At 72.5% G+C, this 20,292-nt stretch carries 19 protein-coding genes and 1 pseudogene; 11 read left to right on the forward strand and 9 right to left on the reverse strand.

Going from position 1 to position 20,292, the window contains the following annotated elements:
* Positions 1-8: 8 nt before the first annotated feature.
* The 4 genes from TR46_RS07705 to TR46_RS07720 are packed head-to-tail and all read right to left on the reverse strand — an operon-like array spanning position 9 to position 4,771.
* Positions 9-1,826, reverse strand: a complete 1,818-nt coding sequence (locus tag TR46_RS07705; RefSeq protein WP_052432610.1) for an SDR family oxidoreductase — start codon at positions 1,824-1,826, stop codon at positions 9-11.
* Positions 1,823-2,704 carry a M24 family metallopeptidase gene (locus TR46_RS07710; RefSeq protein ID WP_042395872.1) on the reverse strand — a complete coding sequence of 294 codons (882 nt, stop codon included), beginning with the start codon at positions 2,702-2,704 and terminating at the stop codon, positions 1,823-1,825. Before TR46_RS07710 ends, TR46_RS07705 begins: the two co-directional genes overlap by 4 nt.
* Before the next feature lie 6 nt (positions 2,705-2,710).
* A complete protein-coding gene (locus TR46_RS07715; RefSeq protein WP_042395875.1) occupies positions 2,711-3,814 on the reverse strand; it encodes a PDR/VanB family oxidoreductase in 1,104 nt (367 codons plus the stop codon).
* Positions 3,815-3,862: 48 nt separating this feature from the next.
* On the reverse strand, positions 3,863-4,771 hold the full coding sequence (locus tag TR46_RS07720) for a metal-dependent hydrolase (protein WP_042395877.1): 909 nt from the start codon (positions 4,769-4,771) through the stop codon (positions 3,863-3,865).
* Between the two features lie 103 nt (positions 4,772-4,874).
* Between TR46_RS07720 and TR46_RS07725 the strand changes: the two genes are divergently transcribed.
* The 5 genes from TR46_RS07725 to TR46_RS07745 all read left to right on the forward strand — a co-directional run bounded on the left by TR46_RS07725 (position 4,875) and on the right by TR46_RS07745 (position 10,698).
* On the forward strand, positions 4,875-5,525 hold the full coding sequence (locus tag TR46_RS07725; RefSeq protein ID WP_042395880.1) for a TetR/AcrR family transcriptional regulator: 651 nt from the start codon (positions 4,875-4,877) through the stop codon (positions 5,523-5,525).
* 136 nt (positions 5,526-5,661) lie between these two features.
* Positions 5,662-7,023 carry an FAD-dependent oxidoreductase gene (locus TR46_RS07730; protein ID WP_042395882.1) on the forward strand — a complete coding sequence of 454 codons (1,362 nt, stop codon included), beginning with the start codon at positions 5,662-5,664 and terminating at the stop codon, positions 7,021-7,023.
* A 128-nt stretch (positions 7,024-7,151) separates the two neighbouring features.
* A complete protein-coding gene (locus TR46_RS07735; protein ID WP_236655248.1) occupies positions 7,152-8,378 on the forward strand; it encodes a YihY/virulence factor BrkB family protein in 1,227 nt (408 codons plus the stop codon).
* A gap of 138 nt (positions 8,379-8,516) precedes the next feature.
* Positions 8,517-9,035 carry a hypothetical protein gene (locus TR46_RS07740; RefSeq protein ID WP_042395884.1) on the forward strand — a complete coding sequence of 173 codons (519 nt, stop codon included), beginning with the start codon at positions 8,517-8,519 and terminating at the stop codon, positions 9,033-9,035.
* 100 nt (positions 9,036-9,135) lie between these two features.
* Positions 9,136-10,698 (forward strand): MFS transporter, encoded by a 1,563-nt coding sequence (locus TR46_RS07745; RefSeq protein ID WP_042395886.1) that lies wholly within the window; start codon positions 9,136-9,138, stop codon positions 10,696-10,698.
* Between the two features lie 40 nt (positions 10,699-10,738).
* On the opposite strand, the gene TR46_RS07750 is transcribed toward TR46_RS07745, so the two are convergent.
* On the reverse strand, positions 10,739-11,785 hold the full coding sequence (locus tag TR46_RS07750; protein ID WP_042395890.1) for a L,D-transpeptidase: 1,047 nt from the start codon (positions 11,783-11,785) through the stop codon (positions 10,739-10,741).
* 307 nt (positions 11,786-12,092) lie between these two features.
* Between TR46_RS07750 and rsgA the strand changes: the two genes are divergently transcribed.
* Entirely contained in the window at positions 12,093-13,178 is a 1,086-nt protein-coding gene (gene rsgA / locus TR46_RS07755; protein ID WP_439654346.1) for a ribosome small subunit-dependent GTPase A, read from the forward strand.
* Positions 13,179-13,183: 5 nt separating this feature from the next.
* Here rsgA and TR46_RS42130 read toward each other — a convergent pair whose 3' ends face one another.
* Positions 13,184-13,339: a hypothetical protein gene (locus TR46_RS42130; protein ID WP_161790098.1), complete on the reverse strand. Its 156-nt coding sequence runs from the start codon at positions 13,337-13,339 to the stop codon at positions 13,184-13,186.
* A 200-nt stretch (positions 13,340-13,539) separates the two neighbouring features.
* Here TR46_RS42130 and TR46_RS07760 point away from each other — a divergent pair, with 200 nt between their 5' ends.
* Together TR46_RS07760 and TR46_RS07765 are read left to right on the forward strand one after the other, a co-directional pair.
* Entirely contained in the window at positions 13,540-14,232 is a 693-nt protein-coding gene (locus tag TR46_RS07760) for a DUF4230 domain-containing protein (RefSeq protein WP_084718076.1), read from the forward strand.
* 145 nt (positions 14,233-14,377) lie between these two features.
* Positions 14,378-15,232: a sulfotransferase family protein gene (locus tag TR46_RS07765; RefSeq protein WP_063770544.1), complete on the forward strand. Its 855-nt coding sequence runs from the start codon at positions 14,378-14,380 to the stop codon at positions 15,230-15,232.
* 9 nt (positions 15,233-15,241) lie between these two features.
* Here the strand turns inward: TR46_RS07765 and TR46_RS07770 are convergent, their stop codons facing one another.
* Entirely contained in the window at positions 15,242-15,745 is a 504-nt protein-coding gene (locus TR46_RS07770; protein ID WP_042395895.1) for a rhodanese-like domain-containing protein, read from the reverse strand.
* Between the two features lie 194 nt (positions 15,746-15,939).
* Between TR46_RS07770 and TR46_RS07775 the strand changes: the two genes are divergently transcribed.
* Both TR46_RS07775 and TR46_RS07780 read left to right on the forward strand, forming a co-directional pair.
* The gene (locus TR46_RS07775; protein ID WP_152626342.1) at positions 15,940-17,421 is read left to right on the forward strand and encodes a DNA-3-methyladenine glycosylase 2 family protein; all 1,482 of its coding nucleotides are present in this window, start codon (positions 15,940-15,942) and stop codon (positions 17,419-17,421) included.
* Positions 17,422-17,435: 14 nt separating this feature from the next.
* Positions 17,436-17,918, forward strand: coding sequence for a methylated-DNA--[protein]-cysteine S-methyltransferase (locus TR46_RS07780; protein ID WP_042395897.1), 483 nt, complete (start codon positions 17,436-17,438; stop codon positions 17,916-17,918).
* Positions 17,919-18,005: 87 nt separating this feature from the next.
* Here TR46_RS07780 and TR46_RS07785 read toward each other — a convergent pair whose 3' ends face one another.
* Both TR46_RS07785 and TR46_RS07790 read right to left on the reverse strand, forming a co-directional pair.
* Positions 18,006-18,476, reverse strand: coding sequence for a MarR family winged helix-turn-helix transcriptional regulator (locus tag TR46_RS07785; protein ID WP_042395900.1), 471 nt, complete (start codon positions 18,474-18,476; stop codon positions 18,006-18,008).
* A gap of 19 nt (positions 18,477-18,495) precedes the next feature.
* Positions 18,496-19,491, reverse strand: a complete 996-nt coding sequence (locus TR46_RS07790) for a helix-turn-helix domain-containing protein (RefSeq protein WP_042395905.1) — start codon at positions 19,489-19,491, stop codon at positions 18,496-18,498.
* A 233-nt stretch (positions 19,492-19,724) separates the two neighbouring features.
* Between TR46_RS07790 and TR46_RS42135 the strand changes: the two are divergent.
* A pseudogene (locus TR46_RS42135) lies at positions 19,725-20,292 on the forward strand (hypothetical protein); the annotation flags it as partial.

The raw sequence follows: 20,292 nt of genomic DNA on the forward strand, positions 1-20,292 counted from the left end.
CCGCTCCGTCAGCCCATCCGCAGCCGGGCGGCGGCCCGGATCAGGCCGGGGGAGAGCCGCCCCAGCAGCCGGCCCGCCTTGGCCTCGACCGTCACCGGGACGAACGGGCGGTCGTCGGCGACGGCCTTCAGGATCGCGGCGGCGACCTTCTCCGGCGGGAAGTTGCGGCGCGCGTAGAGGCCGCTGACCCGGCGCCGCTGGGCGCTCTGCTCGGAGTCGTCCAGCCCGGAGAAGGTGGTGCTGCGGGTGATGTTGGTGTTCACGATGCCCGGATAGATCGCCGACACCTTGATGCCCTGCCCGGCCAGCTCGGCGCGCAGGCAGTCGGAGAGCATGGAGACCCCGGCCTTGCTGGTGGCGTAGGCGGTCAGCATCCGGGACGGCAGATAGGCCGCGGCCGAGGCCAGGTTGACGATGTGGCCGCCCTCGCCGCGCGCCGCCATCAGCGAGCCGAAGGCGCGGCAGCCGTGGATCACGCCCCAGAGGTTGACGTCCAGCACCCGCCTCCACTCCGCCTCGGTGGTCTCCAGGAAGCCGCCGGAGTGGCCCACCCCGGCGTTGTTGACCAGCACGTCCGGGACACCGTGCTCGGCCGCGACCTCGGCGGCCAGCGCGTCCATGGCAGGGCCGTCGGAGACGTCCACCTGGTAGGCGTGGGCGGCGGCGCCCAGCAGCCCGGCCAGCTCGACGGTGCGCTCGGCGGACTCCAGGTCCCGGTCCAGCAGCACCAGCTCGGCGCCCCGGTCCGCGAACGCCAGCGCGGTGGCCCGGCCGATGCCGCTGCCGGCGCCGGTCAGCACCACCAGCCGGCGCGGGGACCTGGGCAGCGGCGTACCGCCCTCGTGGTGGGCGGCGAGCCGATCCCTCGGGGAGCGACCCCCCGAACCCCCACGGACCCCGCCGTCGGCTGTGCTCGCATCGGAGGCATCCCCGTCGTGAAGCCGAGCGAATTCGCGGACCATACGTGCCACGGTGGTTCCCTTCTCCAGCAGCGCGCCCCAGTGCCCGGTGGCCAGGGTGCGCCGCCACAGCTCGGGCGCCCATCGCTCCAGGCCCTCGGTCAGCGCCGGGCTCACATAGTTGTCCCTGGTCAGGGTGATCGTCTGGACCGGCACCCGGGTCGGCCGCCGGCCGGGGTTGAGCAGCCGCGGGAGCATATTGGCGCGGTAGAGGGCGATCCCGCGCACCGCGTCGCCGGCCAGCTGCTGCGCCGGGCGGTCGGAGCGCGCGCTGACGCCCTCGACGACCCGCAGCACCGTGTCCCAGCGGGTGGCCAGCCCGTGCTGCCAGGCCAGCGGGGCCAGCCCGGGCAGGTGGAACGCGACGATGTACCAGGAGTGCGCCGCCTGGCCCGCCAGCTGGGCGAGGTGACGGGGCGTCGGCCGGGCGAAGCGGTGCCGGGCCCAGTGGCCGACATGGTCCAGGCAGGGCCCGGAGATGGAGGTGTAGGAGGCGATCCGCTGCTCCGCGCCGGGGCGGGTGACCGCCTCCCAGGACTGGATGGAGCCCCAGTCGTGCGCCACCACATGCACCGGCCGGTCCGGGCTGACCGCGTCCGCGACCGCCGTCAGATCGTCGGCCAGGTGCTCCAGCCGGTAGTCGCGGACCCGCGCCGGCCGTCCCGAGTCACCGGCGCCGCGCACGTCGTAGAGCACCACCCGGTGGTCCGCCGCCAGCTCGGCGGCGACGTCGTCCCAGACCCGGTGGGTGTCCGGGTAGCCGTGCACCAGGACCACCGTGGGGCCGTCCGGATCGCCCTCGATGTGGACGGACAGCGGCAGGCCGGAAGGGCCGGCCACCGTGAGGTGCTGCTGACGGCTCGTCACTTCTGCTCCCAGCGCCGTACATGCGGCAGGTCGTCGTCCAGCCAGTAGGCGTCGTCCTCGGTGACGACCAGCAGTTCCTCGAACTTCAGCCCCACGTCCCGGAAGCCGAGATGCGGCTCGACCGCCCACAGGCCCGGGGTCGGCGGGTGCTGCGAGGAGCGGCCGTCGGCCCAGAGCGGGCTGCGGCCCTGGATCCGCTCGCTGACCAGCTCGCGGCCCAGGGTCTGCAGGGTGCGCACGCCGAAGCCGAACAGGTTGACCCCGGCCGGGCCGCGCTGGACCGTCTTCGTCACCTGGTGGCCGATCACCCGGCCCGGGTAGACCCGGTGCCGGTTGTCGTAGCCGTGCTTGGCGATCAGCGCGTCAACGGCGCCGTACACCTCGTTCAGCGGACGCCTGGCCTTCACCTCGCGGAGGATCAACTCCCGGTACTCGCGCAGGTCCTGGGCGATCATGTCCCAGATCGGGTTGTCGCCGACCTTGCCGGCGTAGCCGATGTCGGCGGTGTAGCCGTCCACGACCGGCGCGCAGTCCAGCACGAAGCACATGCCTTCCTCCAGCTTCCGTCCGCCGGCGAAGAACTGCAGCGGGGTGCGGAAGTGCCGGAAGGCGGTGCGGTCGCCGAACCAGGCGAAGGGGATGTGGAAGAAGTCCTGGACCCCGGCCCGGACCAGTTCCTGGCGCAGCCGGTTGGCGGCCTCCCGCTCGGTGACCCCGGGGGCCAGCCATTCGGCGACGGACTCGGCGCAGCGGTAGGCGAGTTGCTGGAGCTCGCGGAAGCGGTCCAGGTCCTCGGGGGTGTAGGGGAAGGCGGGCGGGCTCTTCGGCGGAGTGCTCTTCGGCGCGGTGCTCTCGGCGGTGGTCGGGGCTGTGGTCATGGGGTCTCATCCGTCCAGTTCGAGGCATTCGCCCTCGGGGGCTCGGGACACGCAGACGAGCATCTGGCCCTCGGCCCGCTCCTGGTCGCTGAGCCGGCGGTCGCGGTGCTCGACCGTACCGGCGGTGACCGTGCGGCGGCAGACGCCGCAGAAGCCCTGGCGGCAGGAGTACGGGGTGGCCGGGTCCTGGTCGCGCAGCACGTCCAGGGCGGAGCGGTCGGCGGGGACGGCGAGGGTCGTCCCGCTGCGGCGCAGCCGCAGGGTGAACGGCCGTCCGCCGGTGATCGGGGCCGCGGTGAAGCGCTCGAAGTGCAGGCCCCGGCCGGGGGAGCCGTCGAGGCCGGCCCGCACGGCGTCGAGCATCGGCGCCGGTCCGCACATGTAGACGGCCGCGCCGGGGGTGGGGGCGTGGCCCAGCAGTTCGGCGGCGTCGGCCGGGCCGCCGTGCTCGTCGTCGGGGCGGCGCACCACCCGGGCGGCGTCCGGGTCCAGGGCGGCGAGTTCGGCGGCGAAGGGCATGGTGGCGTCGGAGCGGCCGGTGTGCACCAGCCGCCAGTCCAGCCCGCGCCGGGCCGCCTCGCGGGCCATCGGCAGCAGCGGGGTGATCCCGATGCCGCCGGCGATCAGCAGCACCGCCGGGTCGGCGGCGAAGGGGAAGGCGTTGCGGGGATGACTGACCGTCAGTCCGGTTCCCACCGACAGGTCCTGGTGCACCTCCAGGGAACCGCCGCCGCCGGTGTCGATCCGGCGCACCGCGATCCGGTAGCCGTTGCGGTCGGCCGGGTCGCCGCACAGCGAGTACTGGCGGCGCAGCCCGGACGGGAGGTCGACGTCCAGGTGCGCGCCGGGCTGCCAGGCGGGCAGGGGAGTGCCGACGGGGGAGCGCAGTTCGAGCGAGACCACACCCTCGGCCTCGACGGTGCGGGCGGCCACCACGACCGGGAGCAGCGCCGGGGTGGGCGCGACGGTGCGGTGGCCGTAGCGGTCCTTGCGGGTGCTGATGGGCAGGTAGAAGCGGGTGACCCGGTCCAGGAGGCGCATGAAGCGGTCGTCGTGTCCGCGCCCGTACAGGTCGGGCGGGGGCGGCAGCGGGGTCGGTTCGGGGCTCATCCGGGTGGGGTTGTCCTCACGGGAGGGGGCTGGGGGCCCGACGGGACGTCAGTGCGCGGCGGCGCGGGCGGCCGGGGAGCTGCCGAGGTAGGCGACGGCCTGCCGGGTGGAGCCCTCCTGGGTCGGGTGGTAGTGCCGGCCGAGGTAGCGCGCGGCGGAGCGGCCGGCCCTGCCCAGCCGGGGCAGCAGCCCGCGCCGGGACGCCGCGGTGTAGGCGCGCCAGCTGGGGCGGGCCTGGCCGGGCGCCAGCGTCGGGTCGTTGGCCAGCAGGAAGCGGGTGCCGCGGACCCACAGGTGCACCAGCACGGGGCCGGTGATCGCCATGGCCCTGATCCGGCGGCCGTACCCCGGGTCGAGGTGCCGCAGCAGGTCGAAGGCGACACTGCGGTGCTCGACCTCCTCGGCGCCGTGCCAGCGGATCAGGTCCAGCATGGTCGGGTCGACGCCGGCCCGGTCCAGGCCGTCCGCGTTCAGCACCCAGTCGCCCAGGAAGGCGGTGAAGTGCTCGATGGCGGCGATCACGGCGACCCGCTCGACCACGTTCTCCCGAGCGGCGGTGCCGGTGAGTTCGGGGTGCTCGCCCAGCACCCGCTGGAACAGGTACTCGGCCTGCCGGGTGTAGGGGCGCGGGTCCAGGCCCTTGGCCAGCAGGTGGTCCAGCACGCCCTGGTGCGCCTCGGCGTGGACGGCCTCCTGGCCGATGAAGCCCAGCACCTCCTCGCGCAGCCGCTCGTCGCGGATCAGCGGGAGCGCCTCCTTGAAGGTCCGGACGAACCAGCGTTCGCCCTCGGGGAGCAGCAGGTGCAGCACGTTGATGACGTGGGTGGCCATCGGCTCGCCGGGGATCCAGTGCATCGGCAGGGCGTTCCAGTCGAACCGGACGTTCCTGGGCTGCAGGACGAGGCCGTGGTGTTCGTCGTCCCTGTCCGGAGTGCGGGGGGCCGGAGTGTGGGGCATGGGTCCTCCCTGACCGAATCCTCATCGGTGATTCTGGTTGATGCCCTTATTGATGCTTACTCAACAGTAGGGTCTATTGAGGACAAGTCAATAGACTGTGCACATGGTTCGTTCCGCCGGCTCCCGGCTGTCCCCCGCCGACCGCAAGACGCAGATCCTCGCCGCCGCGCGGGGGCTGCTGGAGAGTCGCAGCATCGACGCCCTCTCGGTGGAGGCGGTGGCCGAGGAGGTGGGAGTCTCGCCCGGACTGCTGTTCCACTACTTCGGCTCGCAGCGCAAGCTGCGCCAGGCGGTGCTGCGGACGGTGGCCGACGAACTGCTGGAGCACGTCCGGCCCGACCCCGCACTCACCCCCTCCGAGCAGCTGCGCTCCGGGATCGACACCTTCGTGGAACAGGTCTCCCGGCACCCCGCCGTCTATCTGGCCGTGGTCCGGCTGACCACCACCGGGGACAACGCGGAGATGAAGGCGCTGCACCGGGCCATGCGGACCACGTTCACCGAGTGGATCACGGCCGGGCTGATGGGCGCCGGGATGCCGCCGAACCCCTCCGTGGCGATGGCGGTGCAGGGGTGGCAGGCCTTCATGGAGGAGGTCGTGCTGGTCTGGCTGGACCAGCCCGCGGCGGAGCGGATGGAGCGGGCCGAGCTGGTGGAGCTCTGCCACCGCGCCTGCTACCAGCTGGTCATGGTGGCCCTGGACGACGCGGAGGCCTGGGAGCGGATGCGGCCGGCGCTGCGTCCCGAACCTTGAGCCCTAACTTTGAGAAGGCATAAGTTCGGCTTATGTGGTCATAGGCGAGGACGGGGTACTGTTCCTCGATCACTATTAGGCATGCTTACCCTTACCGGAGCCTGTCTGCCGTAACGCCTGAACCAAAGGACGCCTCATGCCTCGCCCTCTGCGGGTTGCCATCGTCGGAGCCGGCCCTGCCGGGATCTACGCCGCCGACGCCCTGATGAAGTCCGATGCCGCGGCCGAGCCCGGGGTCTCCATCGACCTGTTCGAGCGGATGCCGGCCCCCTTCGGACTGATCCGCTACGGCGTCGCGCCCGACCACCCGCGCATCAAGGGCATCATCACCGCGCTGCACCAGGTGCTCGACAAGCCGCAGATCCGCCTGTTCGGCAACATCGACTACCCGAGCGACCTCAACCTGGACGACCTGCGCCAGTTCTACGACGCCGTCATCTTCTCCACCGGCGCCAGCGCCGACCGGGCGCTGAACATACCCGGCATCGAGCTGGAGGGCTCCTACGGCGCCGCCGACTTCGTCTCCTGGTTCGACGGCCACCCGGACGTCCCCCGCACCTGGCCGTTGGAGGCCGAGAAGGTCGCCGTGCTCGGGGTCGGCAACGTCGCCCTGGACGTGGCCCGGATCCTGGCCAAGACCGGGGACGAGCTGCTGCCCACCGAGATCCCCGCCAACGTCCACGCCGGCCTGGCCGCCAACAAGGCGCTGGAGGTGCACGTCTTCGGACGCCGCGGTCCGGCCCAGGCCAAGTTCAGCCCGATGGAGCTGCGCGAGCTGGACCACTCGCCCAACATCGAGGTCATCGTCAACCCCGAGGACATCGACTACGACGAGGGCAGCATCACCACCCGGCGCAGCAACAAGCAGGCCGACATGGTCGCCTCCACGCTGGAGAACTGGGCCATCCGCGATGTCGGCGACCGCCCGCACAAGCTCTTCCTGCACTTCTTCGAGTCCCCGACCGAGGTGCTCGGCGAGGACGGCCGGGTGGTCGGGCTGCGCACCGAGCGCACCGAACTGGACGGCACCGGCAATGTGAAGGGGACCGGCAGGTTCACCGACTGGGAGGTCCAGTCGGTCTACCGCGCGGTCGGCTACCTCTCCTCAGAGCTGCCGAAGCTGCCGTTCGACGAGGACAGCGGGACGGTGCCGCACGAGGCCGGACGGGTGATCGAGGGCGGCGAGCACCTGGCCTCGACGTACGTCACCGGGTGGATCAAGCGCGGTCCGGTGGGGCTGATCGGGCACACCAAGGGCGACGCCAACGAGACCGTCGCCAACCTGCTCGCCGACCACCGGGCCGGGAGGCTGGCGGCGCCGGCGGAGCCGGAGGAAGCCGCGGTCACGGCGTTCCTGGAGGCGGCGGGCGTGCGGTACACGACGTGGGACGGCTGGTACAAGCTGGACGCGGCGGAGAAGGCGCTGGGGGCCGCGCAGGGGCGGGAGCGGGTGAAGATCGTTCCTCGGGACGGGATGCTGGACGCGAGCGGGGCGTAGCAGGAGTACGGCCGGGGCTGTGCGGCGAGTGCGCGTGGGTGCGTGGCTTGTCGCGCACGCAGCCGATCGAGCACAGCCCCGCTGGCCGGGTGCCTGGTCGGGGGCTGCTGGTTGGATAGGCTCTTAGGGTGCAACCAGCAGGCGAAACGCCATCACCCAAGGCCCGGCACCGGGCCAGGCCGTCCCGGCGGGCCGGGGAGCGGCGGGCCGGTGCGCGGTACCGGACGATCGCGTGGCAGCTGGTGAAGGACACCACCAACACCTGCCTGGAGTACCGGGTCACCGGGCTCGCCGCCGAGGTGGCGTTCTTCACGCTGATGTCGGTGCCGCCGCTGCTGCTGTGCGTCGCGGGGACGCTGGGCTACCTCAGCTCCGGCACCATCAACGTGCTGGAGCAGGACATCCTCAACGCGGCGGCCACCGTGCTGTCCCCGTCCTCCATCGACCAGACCGTCAAGCCCCTGCTGAACAGCGTCTTCAGCGCCGGCAGGCCGGACCTGATCTCGATCGGCTTCATGCTGGCGCTGTGGTCGGGATCGCGGGCGCTGTACGTCTTCGTCGAGACCGTGACCATCATGTACGGGCTGGAGGGCAAGCGCGGGATCATCCACACCCGGATGCTCTCGCTCGGCCTCTACATCGTCGCGCTGATCGTCGCCACCATCGTGCTGCCGCTGGTGGTGGCCGGTCCCGGAGAGGTGATCCACCTCTTCCCGCAGTCGGCGGGGCTGGTGCACGCGCTGTACTGGCCGGGGGCGATGGTGCTCTCGGTGGTCTTCCTCACCACGCTCTACCACGTGGCCGTCCCGGTGCGGACGCCGTGGAAGGAGGACCTGCCCGGGGCGCTGGTGGCGCTGCTGGTGCTGGTGATCGGCAGCGGCGTGCTGCGGCTCTACCTGGTGCACGCGGTCGAGGGGCCGACCGTGTACGGGTCGCTGGCCGCGCCGGTCGCGGTGCTGCTGTGGATCGGGGTGACCGCGCTCGCGGTGCTGATCGGCGCGGCGATGAACGCCGCCATCGACCGGATGTGGCCCAGCCGGGAGACGGCGATGGCCCGGGCCGAGAACGAGAAGGCCCGCGAGGAGGCGGCGGCGGAGCTGGTACGCCGTGCCGAGGCCCGCCGCGCGGCGGTGCGCAACAAGGCGGCCAACCCGGCGCCGGAGGGCGAGGAGGCCGAGGGCGAGGCCCCGTCCGAGTACCCGGAGCGCTGGGCCGACTTCCTGGCGCCGACCAACCTCCGCGACCGGATCCAGTCCCGGAAGATCCGCCGCCGCAACCCCTATCCGCCGCCCGAGGACCCGAAGGACCGCCGCAGGCGCGGCGGCTGGGAGCGCGGCCGCCGCGGCGGCCTCTGACCCGGTGCGGCCGCGAACCGGCCCGGACCGGTCGGTGCGGCACCGGAGTCGCTGCTCATGGGCAGTCAGATCCCGGAGCGGACAGCGCACTTCGTCATACCGCTGCGTACGGGGCTGGCCGGTGGAAAGAATGTTCCCATGCCTGACTGGGGAATCGCACTGATGACCGCATGCGCCGCGCTCGCGGGGAGCCTGGTGACCGGGTGGTACACCAGGGCGGCCGGCGGCCGTCAGGCCGATGCGGCCCGGCACGCCGGGAACCGGCAGGCGGACGCGGTACTGGAGACCGTCCGGATGACCTTGCAGGACCAGCGCTCGGTCCGCGAGCTCGACCTGCGCAGGGGCGCCTACGCGGAGTTCCTGGCCGCCGCCGAGGTGCTGGTGCTGACCCGCAGGACCCGGGTCGGCGACCCGGCCGACCTGCCCGCACTGCGCCGCGCCTTCTCCGCCGTCCTCCTGGAGGGCCCCGCCGACGCCGCCCGGACCGCCCGCGAGCTGGTCGACCTGCTCGGCACCGGACACGGCTCCCTCGACACGATCGAACAGCGCCGCGAAGCCTTCGTCGCGGCAGCCCAACAGGCCCTCCGGCCCGCCGATCCGGCGCCGCCGCCGGCGGCCCGCGCGGGAGGCGGAGATCCGTCGGCGCCGCCCCGGTGATGGGGTTCGCGTGTGGACGGTGAACTGCCTACTGGCGTACCCCGCGAACCGCTACCCTCAGCCTCCGTACTAGCCATGTCTAGCAGGGGGAGCTGGCCGAGTGACCAGTGTGACAGCAGGGCCCGCGGGAGCGGGGCGGAAGAATCTGGTGCTGACCGCGATGATCTTCGCGGTGGCGATGACCTTCATCGACCAGACCATCGTGTCGATCGCGGCACCGAAGATCCAGAGTGAACTGGGGCTCTCCAGCACCGGGATGCAGTGGGCGGTCAACTCCTATCTGCTCACCATGGCCGCGCTCTTCGCCTACGGCGGCCGGCTGGCCGACACCATGGGCCACCGCAGGATGGTCACCATCGGCGTGATCGTGTTCGCGGCGGCCTCCGCGCTGTGCGGGCTCACCCCCAAGGGGAGCCTGGCCGAGACCTGGATCGTGGTCTTCCGCGCGGTCCAGGGTGTGGGCGGCGCGCTGATGTACCCGGCGGCGCTGGCCATCGTCGTCAACACCTACGAACTGCGGGAGCGGGGACGGGCGCTGGCGCTCTTCTTCGGCATCGCCGGCGGCCTGACCGCGGTGGGCCCGGTGCTCGGCGGCTACCTCTCCGCCTGGACCTGGCGGGCCATCTTCTGGGTCAACGTCCCGATGGCGCTGATCGCCGTGGTGCTGATCGTGCTCTCGAAGCCGGTCACCAGGCACCGCCCGGCGCCGATGGACTACCGCGGCCTGGTGCTGATCGCCGGCGGTGTCGCGCTCAGCGTCTTCGGTTTCCAGCAGTCCAACGTCTGGGGCTGGAGCAACCCCGGCATCGGGCTGAGCATCGGGCTCGGCGCGGTGCTGCTGGTGCTGTTCTTCCGGTACGAGAAGACCGTCGCCTCACCGCTGATGAACGTCTCGATCTTCAACAACCGGGCCTTCCTGGTCCAGAACATCGTGCTGGGCGTCGCCATGACGGTGTTCGTCCCGCTGTTCTTCTTCGCCAGCGAGTACGCCGCCGTCTCCCTCGGGCAGAAGCCGTCCCAGGCCGGGGAGAGCCTGCTGTTCTTCTTCCTCGGCTTCGTCGTCGCCGCGCAGATCGGCGGCCGGATGCTGGACCGGGTCGGCGCCAAGCGCCCGGTGGTCAGCGGCTGCGCCGTCGCCGCGGTCGGCTTCTACCTCTGGGCCAAGCAGTTGACCACGCTGGACTTCGGCAAGGAGCAGTGGATGATCGTCATCGCCGGCGCCGGCATGGGCCTGATGATGGGCCCGGCCAACACCGACGCGGTCAACCGGGCCTCCAGCCTCTCCTACGGCGAGGCCACCGGCATCACCCAGACGGTCCGCAACTACGCGTCCAGCCTCAGCCTGGCCATCCTCGGCACGGTGATGGTCACCGAGACCCGCTCGCACCTGGTCTCCTCGCTCATCGGACAGGGCATGACCCACGCCGAGGCCGTCAAGGCGGCCGGCGCCAACTCGGGCAGCGGCGACTCCGGCGGCTCCACGGCGGCCATCCCGCACTTCGTCCGGGTGGACTTCGCCCAGGCCACCCAGACGGTCTTCTACATCATGGCCGGGGTGATGGCACTGGCCTTCGTGGTGGCGCTGCTGGGCCTGCGCCACGGACTCCAGGAGCAGCCGGAGCAGCAGGAGTCCGACGACGACCCGGCTGTGGCGGCCGCCTGACGGAGAGTCAGTCGGACCTTCGGCCGCGGCGCGTCGGCGGCTATGCGCCGGTGGCGCCCTTCAGGGCGCTGCCGGCGAGCCACTGGGTCCAGCTCAGGTTCCAGTCGCCGTAGCCGTTGCCGGCCTCGACGGTGTCCTTGGAGTGGACGACCTCGACCACGTCGCCGGGGATCACCTCGTTGTAGAACGCCTTCGCGGTGCCGTCGTCCGCGAGGCCGACACAGCCGTGGGTCACGTTCTCGCGGCCGCCGTAGGTGTCGGCCCTGGGGTTCTGGTGCACATAGGTCCCGGACGTGGTGATGTGCACCGCCCAGTAGTAGTAGCCCAGATAGGCGTCCCCGAGCCCGACGGTGCGCGAGTCCATCAGCACCTTCTGCGCCTTGTCCATGACCACCATCGTCCCGTTCCAGGTGTCCAGCCCCGGCTGGCCCGCGGTGATCGGGATGCTGGTCGTCCTCCCGTTGTCGACCACCGTCATCCGGTGGGTGCGCACGTCCACGACGGCCTTCAGGGAGCGGCCGACGCCGAAGTGCCGCACCGTGTGCGAGCCCAGCTGCAGCGTCACCCGGGTGCCGGGCTTCCAGTAGCCCTGCGGGCGGTAGTCCACCCGCTCGCCGTCCGGCAGGTCGCGGTCCTTGATCCAGCTCCAGGCCCCGGCCTGGCCGCCGGTGCGCACGGTCAGCCACTGCTCCACCGCGGCGCGCTGCGACGCCGGGACCGGCTGCTGGAAGGTGACGGATATCGGCATGCCGACCCCGACGGTCTGGCCCTCGGCGATGTTCACCTGAGCGGTGGCCAGTACGGCCGGCTCGGGAACGGTGGGACCGCTGGGGGAGGGCGAGGCCGACGGCGCCGCGGAGGCCGTTGCCGGGGCGGAGGGCGTGCCCGGTGCCGCCGAGGGGTCCGCCACGGCCCCGTTGCTCGCGCCGGCCCGGGGCGCGGCCCCCACGCCCGCCGCCGCGTCCGATCCGGCGCCGCCGGCCGAGCAGCCCGCCAGGGCGAGCGCGCAGACGGCCGCGGCCCCTGCGCCGACCAGGCCGTTCCCCCAACGGTAGGTCCGGCGAGCGGTGTTCACCTGCGCGTTCATGGTTCCCCCGAAAATGTCCCAGTGTTCTTCTCGAATAGCCTTACGCATCCTGCCCATGACTTGGTTGCACCCCTGAGCGATCCGGTCCGGCAGCGGGAAAACGGGTTGGCGACCGGTCCTGTGCCGGTTACCGTGATCGGGCACAGGACATCGGCCGGGCACAGGGATTCCGGAGGTGAGGACGTTCATGACTTTCGCCGCGGCGGGCAGGGCCCGCATTCAGAAGTCGATCGACCCCACTTCTGCGGCCACTGGCTGACGCGACGTCAAAAGCCGACGGGGCCGCCCTCCGAAGGGCCTTCTCTTGTTGCACGATTCCACGCATCCGCTCGCCCGCTACGGCTGGGACGGCCCGTGGGCCGAGCAGTTCTCCGACCATGCCGCAGCCGGTCTGCTGCCCGGACGCATCGTCCGGGTCGACCGCGGCTTCTGCGAGGTCGTGGTCGCCGATGCGGGCCGGGCCGTCCCGGTCCGTGCCGACATCGCGCCGGTGGCCGTCCACGATCCGCTGCACTACGCCTGCACCGGCGACTGGGCCGCCGTGGGCGACGGGCCGACCGGCCCCTGCCTGCGTGCGCTGCTGCCGCGCCGCACCTCGGTGGTGCGGTCCACCTCCTCCAAGCGCTCCGAGGGGCAGGTACTGGCGGCCAATGTCGACACCGTCGTCATCGCCGTCTCACTGTCGGTGGAGCCCGACCTCGGCCGGGTCGAACGCTTCCTGGCCCTGGCCTGGGAGAGCGGCGCCCGGCCGCTGGTGCTGCTCACCAAGGCGGACGCCGCCCCCGACGGCGACCTGATCAGGGAGGACGTCGAACGGGTCAGCCCGGGTGCCGACGTCCTCGTGGTCAGCGCGCTGACCGGACGGGGGATGGCGGCGCTCGCCGACCGGCTGTCCGGCACCAGCGCGCTGGTCGGGCTGTCCGGCGCGGGCAAGTCCACCCTCACCAACGCGCTGACCGGGCGCAGCGGACCGGACGCGGCGGAGGTCCGGCCGATCGGCGCAGCCGGCAAGGGCCGGCACACCACCACCGCCAGGGAACTGCTGCCGCTGCCGGGCGGCGGGGTCCTGATCGACACCCCGGGCCTGCGCGGGGTCGGCATGTTCGACGCCGCGCAGGGCCTCCGGCAGGCCTTCGGCGAGATCGCGGCACTGGCGCGGGACTGCCGCTTCGGCGACTGCCGCCATGTCGCCGAGCCCGGCTGCGCGGTCCTGGCCGCGCTGCGGGACGGCACGCTGGACGAACGCCGGCTGGACAGCTACCGCAAGCTGGAGCGCGAGAACCGGCGGATGGCCGCGCGGACGGACGCCCGGCTGCGCGCCGAGCAGCTGCGGTACCGGAAGGCCGCCGACCGGGAGCGCGGCGCCGCGCTGCGGGCCAAGGGCCGCCGCTGACCGGCTCAGCGGTCCTGCGGGCCGCCGTCCCGGGGCCTGCGCCGGGCCTGCCACGCCTTGGCGAGGCCCGGCGGCAGGCCCTGGCCGTCGCGCCACAGGGTGAAGGCGATCGCGGCGAGGGCCAGCAGGGCGATCACGATGCCGATCAGTACCACGGCCATGGCGACCTCCTCGGACTGCGTACCCCTCTGGTGCCCGGTCGGCCCGGCCCCCACACCGCGCGGCGGTCCGGATCTGCCGGTGACAATCCTGTTGCCCGAACGTCGAACTGACGGCTCCTTGGGTCGGCGAGGACGGGGTAGGAGCCTGGTCGAGGGCGTCGGTGCGACGCTCCCCGGCACCCCTGGCAGAGGAGACATCCATGAGGTCCCTGCGTGGCGACGCGACGGAGACCCAGCGGCCCGTCGTCGAGGAGCGGCGGTACGCCCGACGCCGCGTCCCCTGGTACATCAGCATCCCGATCACCTTCGTGGTGATCGTCGCGCTCTTCCTCGCCGCAGCCAAGTTCAACTGGCTTCCCTCACTGCCCAATCCGTTCGGCACCAGGACCGTCGACCGCAGCCAGCCGGCGGTGCTCCAGTCCATCGAGAACATGAGCCGCTACGAGGCGGCCGACGGCAACTTCCAACTGGTCGTCGACATCGACAAGGAGGCCAAGTTCCTGCCGTCGGCGCTGCTCGGCAAGCGCACCCTCTACGTCGCGGCCGGCACCGTCAACTCGTACGTGGACCTGGGCAAGGCGGGGGTGACGGTGAGCAGCGACCGCAGGAGCGCGACCATCGTGCTGCCGCACGCCGCGCTGGACAAGACGGCGCTGGACCCCAAGAACTCCTACACCTACGCCGAGTCGCGCGGACTGTTCAACCGCATCGGTGACTTCTTCTCCAGCGACCCCAACGACCAGCAGCAGCTGAACGTGCTGGCCGCGCAGAAGATCCAGACGGCGGCCGCCGCCAGCGGGCTGACCACCAGGGCGGAGCAGAACACCAGCGCCATGCTGAAGGGACTGCTCGGCTCGCTCGGCTTCACCACGGTGACGGTCAGTTACAAGTGAGCCGACCCGCACAACCCGGGGGCCCGCCGCCGGCGGGCCCCCGGGTTCCTGTGGGTCCCGGTGCGTTCCTGGGAGCAGCCCCTCAAATTCCGACCTCATCGGATCCTAAGAATTCATTAGGAGAAGTACGTGAGTCTTTGGGCTCATGGAGCAGACGCAACGCAGCAAGAGGGTCGGACAGGCTGTCCGCCGCAGGTCGGAGTACCTGGTGGAGGCCTTTCGCCCGCCGGGCGTCAGGCTGAGGCGGAAGGTCGCGCTCCCTGACCGGACAGCGACCGCACGGCTGGTCGACTCCCCGGTCTTCGTGATGTCCTCCCAGCGTTCCGGCTCGACGCTGCTGCGGGTGCTGCTCAACAGCCACTCGCGCATCCGCGCCCCGCACGAACTGCACCTGGACTCGCTCCAGGTGGGGATGGGCGCCGGGTACCTCGCCCCGGTCATGGACGAACTCGGCCTGGCCCGGCAGTCGTTGGAGCATCTGCTCTGGGACGGGGTGCTGGACCACGAACTGCGCCGCAGCGGCAAGTCCGTCATCGTCGACAAGACCCCTTCCAACGCCGACATCTGGCGCCGTATCTCGCAGGCCTGGCCGAACGCCCGCTACCTCTTCCTGCTCCGGCACCCGGGCTCGGTCCTGGAGTCGATGCTGACCCGGCACGCCGACTTCACCCGGGACCGGGCGATCGAGGATGTGCTGAGCCAGATCACCGCCGTGGACGAGGCGCGCCGATGTCTCGACGGCCTGACGGTCAGGTACGAGGAGCTCACCGCCGACCCCGAGCGCGAGACCCGCCGCATCTGCGGCTACCTGGGAGTCCTCTGGGAGCCGGAGATGCTCGACTACGGCAAGCAGGAGCACGGCCCCTTCAAGCCCTACTTCGGCGACTGGAGCGAGAACATCGCCTCCGGCCGGGTGCAGCGGGCCCGGCCGCTGCCGGCGGCGACCGAGCTTCCGGAGCCGCTCCGGGCGATCTCCCGGACCTGGGGATACGTCAGCTGACGGGGAGCGTCAGCAGGCGCAGGAGATGCCCGAGCGGGGGGCGGTGAGGTCGTCGACCGGCCGCTGCCCGGTCCCCTCGGCGCTGTCGAAGGCGAAGCCCTCGCGGACCCAGTACTCGAAGCCGCCCAGCATCTCCTTCACCGGGTGGCCGAGCCGGGCGAAGGCCAGGGCGGCCCGGGTGGCGCCGTTGCAGCCCGGGCCCCAGCAGTAGGTGACCACGGTGGCGCCGGCCGGTACCAGGGCCGGCGCCAGTTCGGCGATGCGCGCGGTGGGGAGGTGGACGGCCCCCGGAATGCGCCCCTGCGCCCAGGCGGCCTCGCTGCGGGTGTCGACCAGCACGATCCCGGCGATCCCCGCCGCCAGGTCGGCGTGGACGTCGGAGACATCGGCCTCGAAGGCCAGCCGCGCGGCGAAGTGGGCAGCTGCCTCGGCCGGCCCGGCCGCCGGGACGGAGAGAACCGCGCTGGTGGGGACAGTGGTGGGGGCTGCGGTGGCGGGAGCGGCGGTGGTCATTCGGACTCCTCGGGACGGGCGGGGACCGGTGCGTCCCCGTTGCAGCGATCATGTCGTTCGGGCCGGGCCCGCACGAGTGGCGTGGACGCCGCCGACCGTGAAGATTCCGCCAGCGGCGGACCGGCCGGACCGCCCGAACCGTGGTGTCCGATTCCCGCCAGTCATCGGCTCCGGAATGCCGCAGACTGGAGCATGTGATTGACGAGGAGAGCAGCTACCGAGCGGTGAGCAGCCGCGACGCGCGCTTCGACGGCGTGTTCTTCACCGCTGTCCGGACCACCGGCATCTACTGCCGCCCCAGCTGTCCGGCGATGACACCCAAGCGGCAGAACGTCCACTTCTACCCCAGCGCGGCGGCCGCCCAGGCCGGCGGCTACCGGGCGTGCCGCCGCTGCCGTCCGGACGCCGTCCCCGGCTCGCCGGACTGGAACCTGCGTGCCGACCTGGTCGGCCGGGCCATGCGCATGATCGGCGACGGCGTGGTCGACCGCGAGGGCGTCTCCGGACTCGCCGCGCGTCTCGGCTACAGCGAGCGGCACCTGACCCGCGAACTGGTCGCCGAGCTCGGCGCCGGCCCGCTGGCCCTGGCCCGCTCGCAGCGCGCGCACACCGCGCGGCTGCTGCTGCAGACCACCGGGCTCAGCGCGACCGACACCGCCTTCGCGGCCGGCTTCGCCAGCGTCCGCCAGTTCAACGACACCATGCGCGAGGTGTACGGGCTGACCCCGACCGAGCTGCGGCACAAGCCGGCCCGGGCGTCGTCCTCCGGCCCGGCCCCGTTGCCCGGGACGATCCCGCTGCGGCTGGCGCACCGTCAGCCGCTGGACGCCGCACACCTCTTCGACTTCCTGGCGGTCCGGGCGGTGCCCGGGGTGGAAGAGGTTGTCGCGGCGCGCGGCAGGAGCGCGGTCCGCACCTACCGCCGCACCCTGGCGCTGCCGGGCGGCCCCGGCGTCGCCGAGGTCGACCAGCCGCGGAAGCCGCAGGGCTGGCTGGACTGCCGGCTCCGGCTCACCTCGCTGCGCGACCTCACCACCGCGGTCCAGCGGATGCGCGCCCTGTTCGACCTGGACGCCGACCCCGACGCGGTGGACCGGGTGCTGGCGGCCGACCGTTGGCTGGCCCCGCTGGTCGCGGCCCGTCCCGGACTGCGCTCGCCCGGCCATGTCGACCCGCACGAGCTCGCCGTCCGCGCGGTGCTCGGCCAGCAGGTCAGCGTCGCCGCGGCGCGCACCCTGGCCGCGCGGCTGGCCGAGCGCTACGGCGAACGGCTGCCCACCCCCAGTGGGGGACTGACCTCGCTGTTCCCGGCGGCCGAGGCGCTGGCCGAGGCCGACCCGGCGGACCTGGCGATGCCGGGGGCGCGGCAGCGGGCGCTGCGCGGGCTGTGCTCGGCACTCGCCACCGGGGCGGTGGACCTCCGTCCGGGCGTCGACCGGGAGCAGGCCGCGGCGGCGCTGCTGGCCCTGCCCGGGATCGGCCCCTGGACCGTCGCCTACGTCCGGATGCGGGCCCTGGCCGACCCGGACGCCCACCTCCCCACCGACATCGGCGTCCGGCACGGCCTCGCCGCCGCGGGCGCGCCGGCGTCCGCGGACGCGGCGGGATGGCGGCCGTGGCGTTCCTACGCCGTCCACCACCTGTGGGTGGCGGCGACCGAAGCGAACCAGAACTGACGAAGGAGCACCTGATGACCAGCCACACCACGATGGACTCGCCGCTGGGCCCGCTGCTGCTGGTGGCGGACGAGCAGGGACGGCTCTCCCATGTGCTCGCGCCCAACACGAAGGGGCAGGTGAGCAGTCCCGACCCGGCCTGGACCGAGGACCCGGCACTGTTCACCGCGGCAGTCGCCCAGCTCACCGCGTACTTCGAGGGCGAGCTCAAGGAGTTCGACCTGCCGCTGGCCCCGGTCGGCAGCGAGTTCCGCCGACGGGTCTGGGACGCCCTGGACACCATCCCCTACGGCGCCACCACCACCTACGGCGAACTCGCCACGGCGGCGGGCCAGCGCCCCACCTCGGTCCGCGCGGTGGCCGGCGCGGTGGGGGCCAACCCGCTCCTCATCGTCCGCCCCTGCCACCGCGTCATCGGCGCCAACGGCGCCCTCACCGGCTTCGCCGCAGGGCTCGACGCCAAGAAGCTTCTCCTGGGCCTGGAAGGTGCCCACTAGCCGTCAGTTGAGCCCCCAGGGGCTCGGGGAACTGCGCTGCCAGCCCACTACGGAGGTGCATGGTGGGCAGCGCAGTTCCCCGCGCCCCTATGCGGAGGTGGTGGGTTCCCCCAGCGCGACGGCGAGCCGTTCCAGCCCGCCGAGCGCCCCGAGGACCGCTGCGCTGTCCTCGGGCGAGAGCACCGACAGCGCCGCAGCGAGCCGCTGCTCATGCGCTCGCTGCCAGTCCGCCAGCTGGCGGTACCCCGCCTCGGTCACGGCGATCCTCGCCGTCCTGCGGTCGCCCGGGTCGGCCTGCCGGTCCACGAAGCCCGAGTCCAGCAGCTTGCCGATCAACCCGCTGACGGTGTTCGGCGCCAGCCGCTGCCGCGCTGCCAGTTCGCCGACCCGCAGCGGCCCGGCGGCCAGCGTCTGCAGCAGCTCGATCTGCGCCATCGGCAGCGACTCCCACGGGTATTCCGTGCGGATACTGCTGCGCAGGGCCCGGCGCAGCCGGGTCACCGCGTCGGTCAGGCGCTGCACCTGCGCGGCATCGACGGTACGGGTTGCTTCCGACATGCGCACAGCCTAGTCGGACTCAACGGGCGACCCAGCCCCGCTCGTAGGCATGCCAGCCCAGCTGCATCCTGGTGCTCACCTCGGCGAGGTCCATCAACCGCTTCACCCTGCGCTGCACGGTCCGCAGCCCCAGGTCCAGCTGCTTGGCGACGCTGACGTCGGTCATCCCCACCAGCAGCAGCGAGAGGATCTGCAGGTCCACGTCCTCCGGCTGCTCGCCGGCGTCCCGGACCAGGGCGCGTCCGCCGGAGCCGTCGGACACCCGCAGCGGCAGCGCCGACTCCCACACCGACTCGAACAGCCCGGTCAGCGCCTCCAGCAGGCCGCCCGCGCGGACGATCAGCGCGGAGGGCTCGCCGGGGGCGTTCATCGGACGGAGCGGCAGCATCGCCATCGACCGGTCGGCCATGATCAGTTTGGTGGGGACCCGGTCGGCGACCCTGACCTCCTCGTTCCGCTCCAGGGCGGTGAAAAGGGCCAGGGCGTTGCCGGGGTCGTCCAGGGCGGCCCGCTCCAGGACCACCCGGTAGTCGACCCCGCGCGCGACCGCGGTCGGCTCGGCGTCGTTCTCGTCCCCGGTGACGGCGATCGGGGAGCTGGTGACCAGCGCGAGCACCTCGTGCTCCGCGCCCAGTTGCAGCTGCTCGAAGCGGTGCCGCACGGCTGCGGCGCCGGTGACGACCTCGATGAGGTCGCCCAGCGACAGTCCGACGGCGTTGCGGCGGTACTCCTGCGACAGGATCTCGACCGACTGCTCCGCCTGGGTCAGTTCGTGCCTGCGCTCGGACAGGAGCGCTCCCAGTGCGACGGCGGGCGGCGCGGCGACATGCCGTCCGGGCTCGACCGTGGACTGCGCCACCAGGCCGAGGCCCTCCAGGATGCCCAGGGAGCCGGCCACCTGGCAGTGCGGCAGGCTCAGCTTGTCCGCGAGCTCGTCGGCCGATGCGGAGCCCAGACCGACGAGCAGCCGGTAGACCTCTTCGCTCGCGTCGTCCAGTCCGACGAAGCCAAGCACCTGACCCGCCTCGCTCTCGCGTCGCTGTTCCGTCCGGGAAGCCGGAGTAATCGCACTAGTTGAAGGTCATCATGCCTGGCCAGGAGCTTTCCGGGTAGTCGGGGCCTTGTGGAGGAAGTGTGGTTGCGCGCCAATGGGTGATCCGATTCGCCCGTTCCGCCCGGTGAGCGGGGTCGGGACGTGGACAATGGCGTCCGTCCGGGGTGCGGAATTGTCGCTGAGGAGACGAATCGATGAGCAGCCAGGGTGGACCCGCGTCGGGTGGGGCGGACGGTTCCTGGTGGGACGCAGTGTACGAGGGACCGGAGGACGAGGTTCCGGACACGCCGCAGGCCGATCCGGGGCCCGGCTCGGTGGACGACTGGTTCGACTCGGCCAGCGGCATGTTGAACGGGGCCGCGCCGTCGCCCCCGGCCGCCGCTCCCGGCCAGGTGCAGGGCGCGGTTCCGAACGATCCGCCCACGCCGGCCGAAGGACCGTCCAAGGACGCCGCCGAACCGCCGCTGCCGCCGCTGCCGGTGCGTCCGCCGCGGATCCCCGCGCTGAGGCCTGAGCCCAAGCCCGAGGCGAAGCCCGACCCCAGGCCTGAGGCGAGGCCCGATCCCAGGGTGGTCCCCGCGCCGCGGGCGCCGCAGGACGACGCGGATACGGTTTCTGACGAACCGTTCGAACCCTACGACCCGTACGACGACATCCCGGACATCCCGGTACCGCCGCTGCCCACCGCGGCGCCGGCCGCTCCGCCGCGCACCCCGCCCGGTACCCCGCCGATCCCTGACACGCCGCCTCCTCCCGCCGTTC

This window comes from Streptacidiphilus carbonis, from assembly GCF_000787775.1.
GTDB lineage: Bacteria > Actinomycetota > Actinomycetes > Streptomycetales > Streptomycetaceae > Streptacidiphilus > Streptacidiphilus carbonis.

Excerpts from the sequence above, each read along its gene's own strand:
- TR46_RS07710 (WP_042395872.1), bottom strand. The coding sequence starts at position 2,704 with ATGACCACAGCCCCGACCACCGCCGAGAGCACCGCGCCGAAGAGCACT.
- TR46_RS07715 (WP_042395875.1), bottom strand. The coding sequence starts at position 3,814 with ATGAGCCCCGAACCGACCCCGCTGCCGCCCCCGCCCGACCTGTACGGG.
- TR46_RS07720 (WP_042395877.1), bottom strand. The coding sequence starts at position 4,771 with ATGCCCCACACTCCGGCCCCCCGCACTCCGGACAGGGACGACGAACAC.
- TR46_RS07725 (WP_042395880.1), top strand. The coding sequence starts at position 4,875 with ATGGTTCGTTCCGCCGGCTCCCGGCTGTCCCCCGCCGACCGCAAGACG.
- TR46_RS07730 (WP_042395882.1), top strand. The coding sequence starts at position 5,662 with ATGCCTCGCCCTCTGCGGGTTGCCATCGTCGGAGCCGGCCCTGCCGGG.
- TR46_RS07740 (WP_042395884.1), top strand. The coding sequence starts at position 8,517 with ATGCCTGACTGGGGAATCGCACTGATGACCGCATGCGCCGCGCTCGCG.
- TR46_RS07750 (WP_042395890.1), bottom strand. The coding sequence starts at position 11,785 with ATGAACGCGCAGGTGAACACCGCTCGCCGGACCTACCGTTGGGGGAAC.
- TR46_RS42130 (WP_161790098.1), bottom strand. The coding sequence starts at position 13,339 with ATGGCCGTGGTACTGATCGGCATCGTGATCGCCCTGCTGGCCCTCGCC.
- TR46_RS07760 (WP_084718076.1), top strand. The coding sequence starts at position 13,540 with ATGAGGTCCCTGCGTGGCGACGCGACGGAGACCCAGCGGCCCGTCGTC.
- TR46_RS07765 (WP_063770544.1), top strand. The coding sequence starts at position 14,378 with ATGGAGCAGACGCAACGCAGCAAGAGGGTCGGACAGGCTGTCCGCCGC.
- TR46_RS07770 (WP_042395895.1), bottom strand. The coding sequence starts at position 15,745 with ATGACCACCGCCGCTCCCGCCACCGCAGCCCCCACCACTGTCCCCACC.
- TR46_RS07780 (WP_042395897.1), top strand. The coding sequence starts at position 17,436 with ATGACCAGCCACACCACGATGGACTCGCCGCTGGGCCCGCTGCTGCTG.
- TR46_RS07785 (WP_042395900.1), bottom strand. The coding sequence starts at position 18,476 with ATGTCGGAAGCAACCCGTACCGTCGATGCCGCGCAGGTGCAGCGCCTG.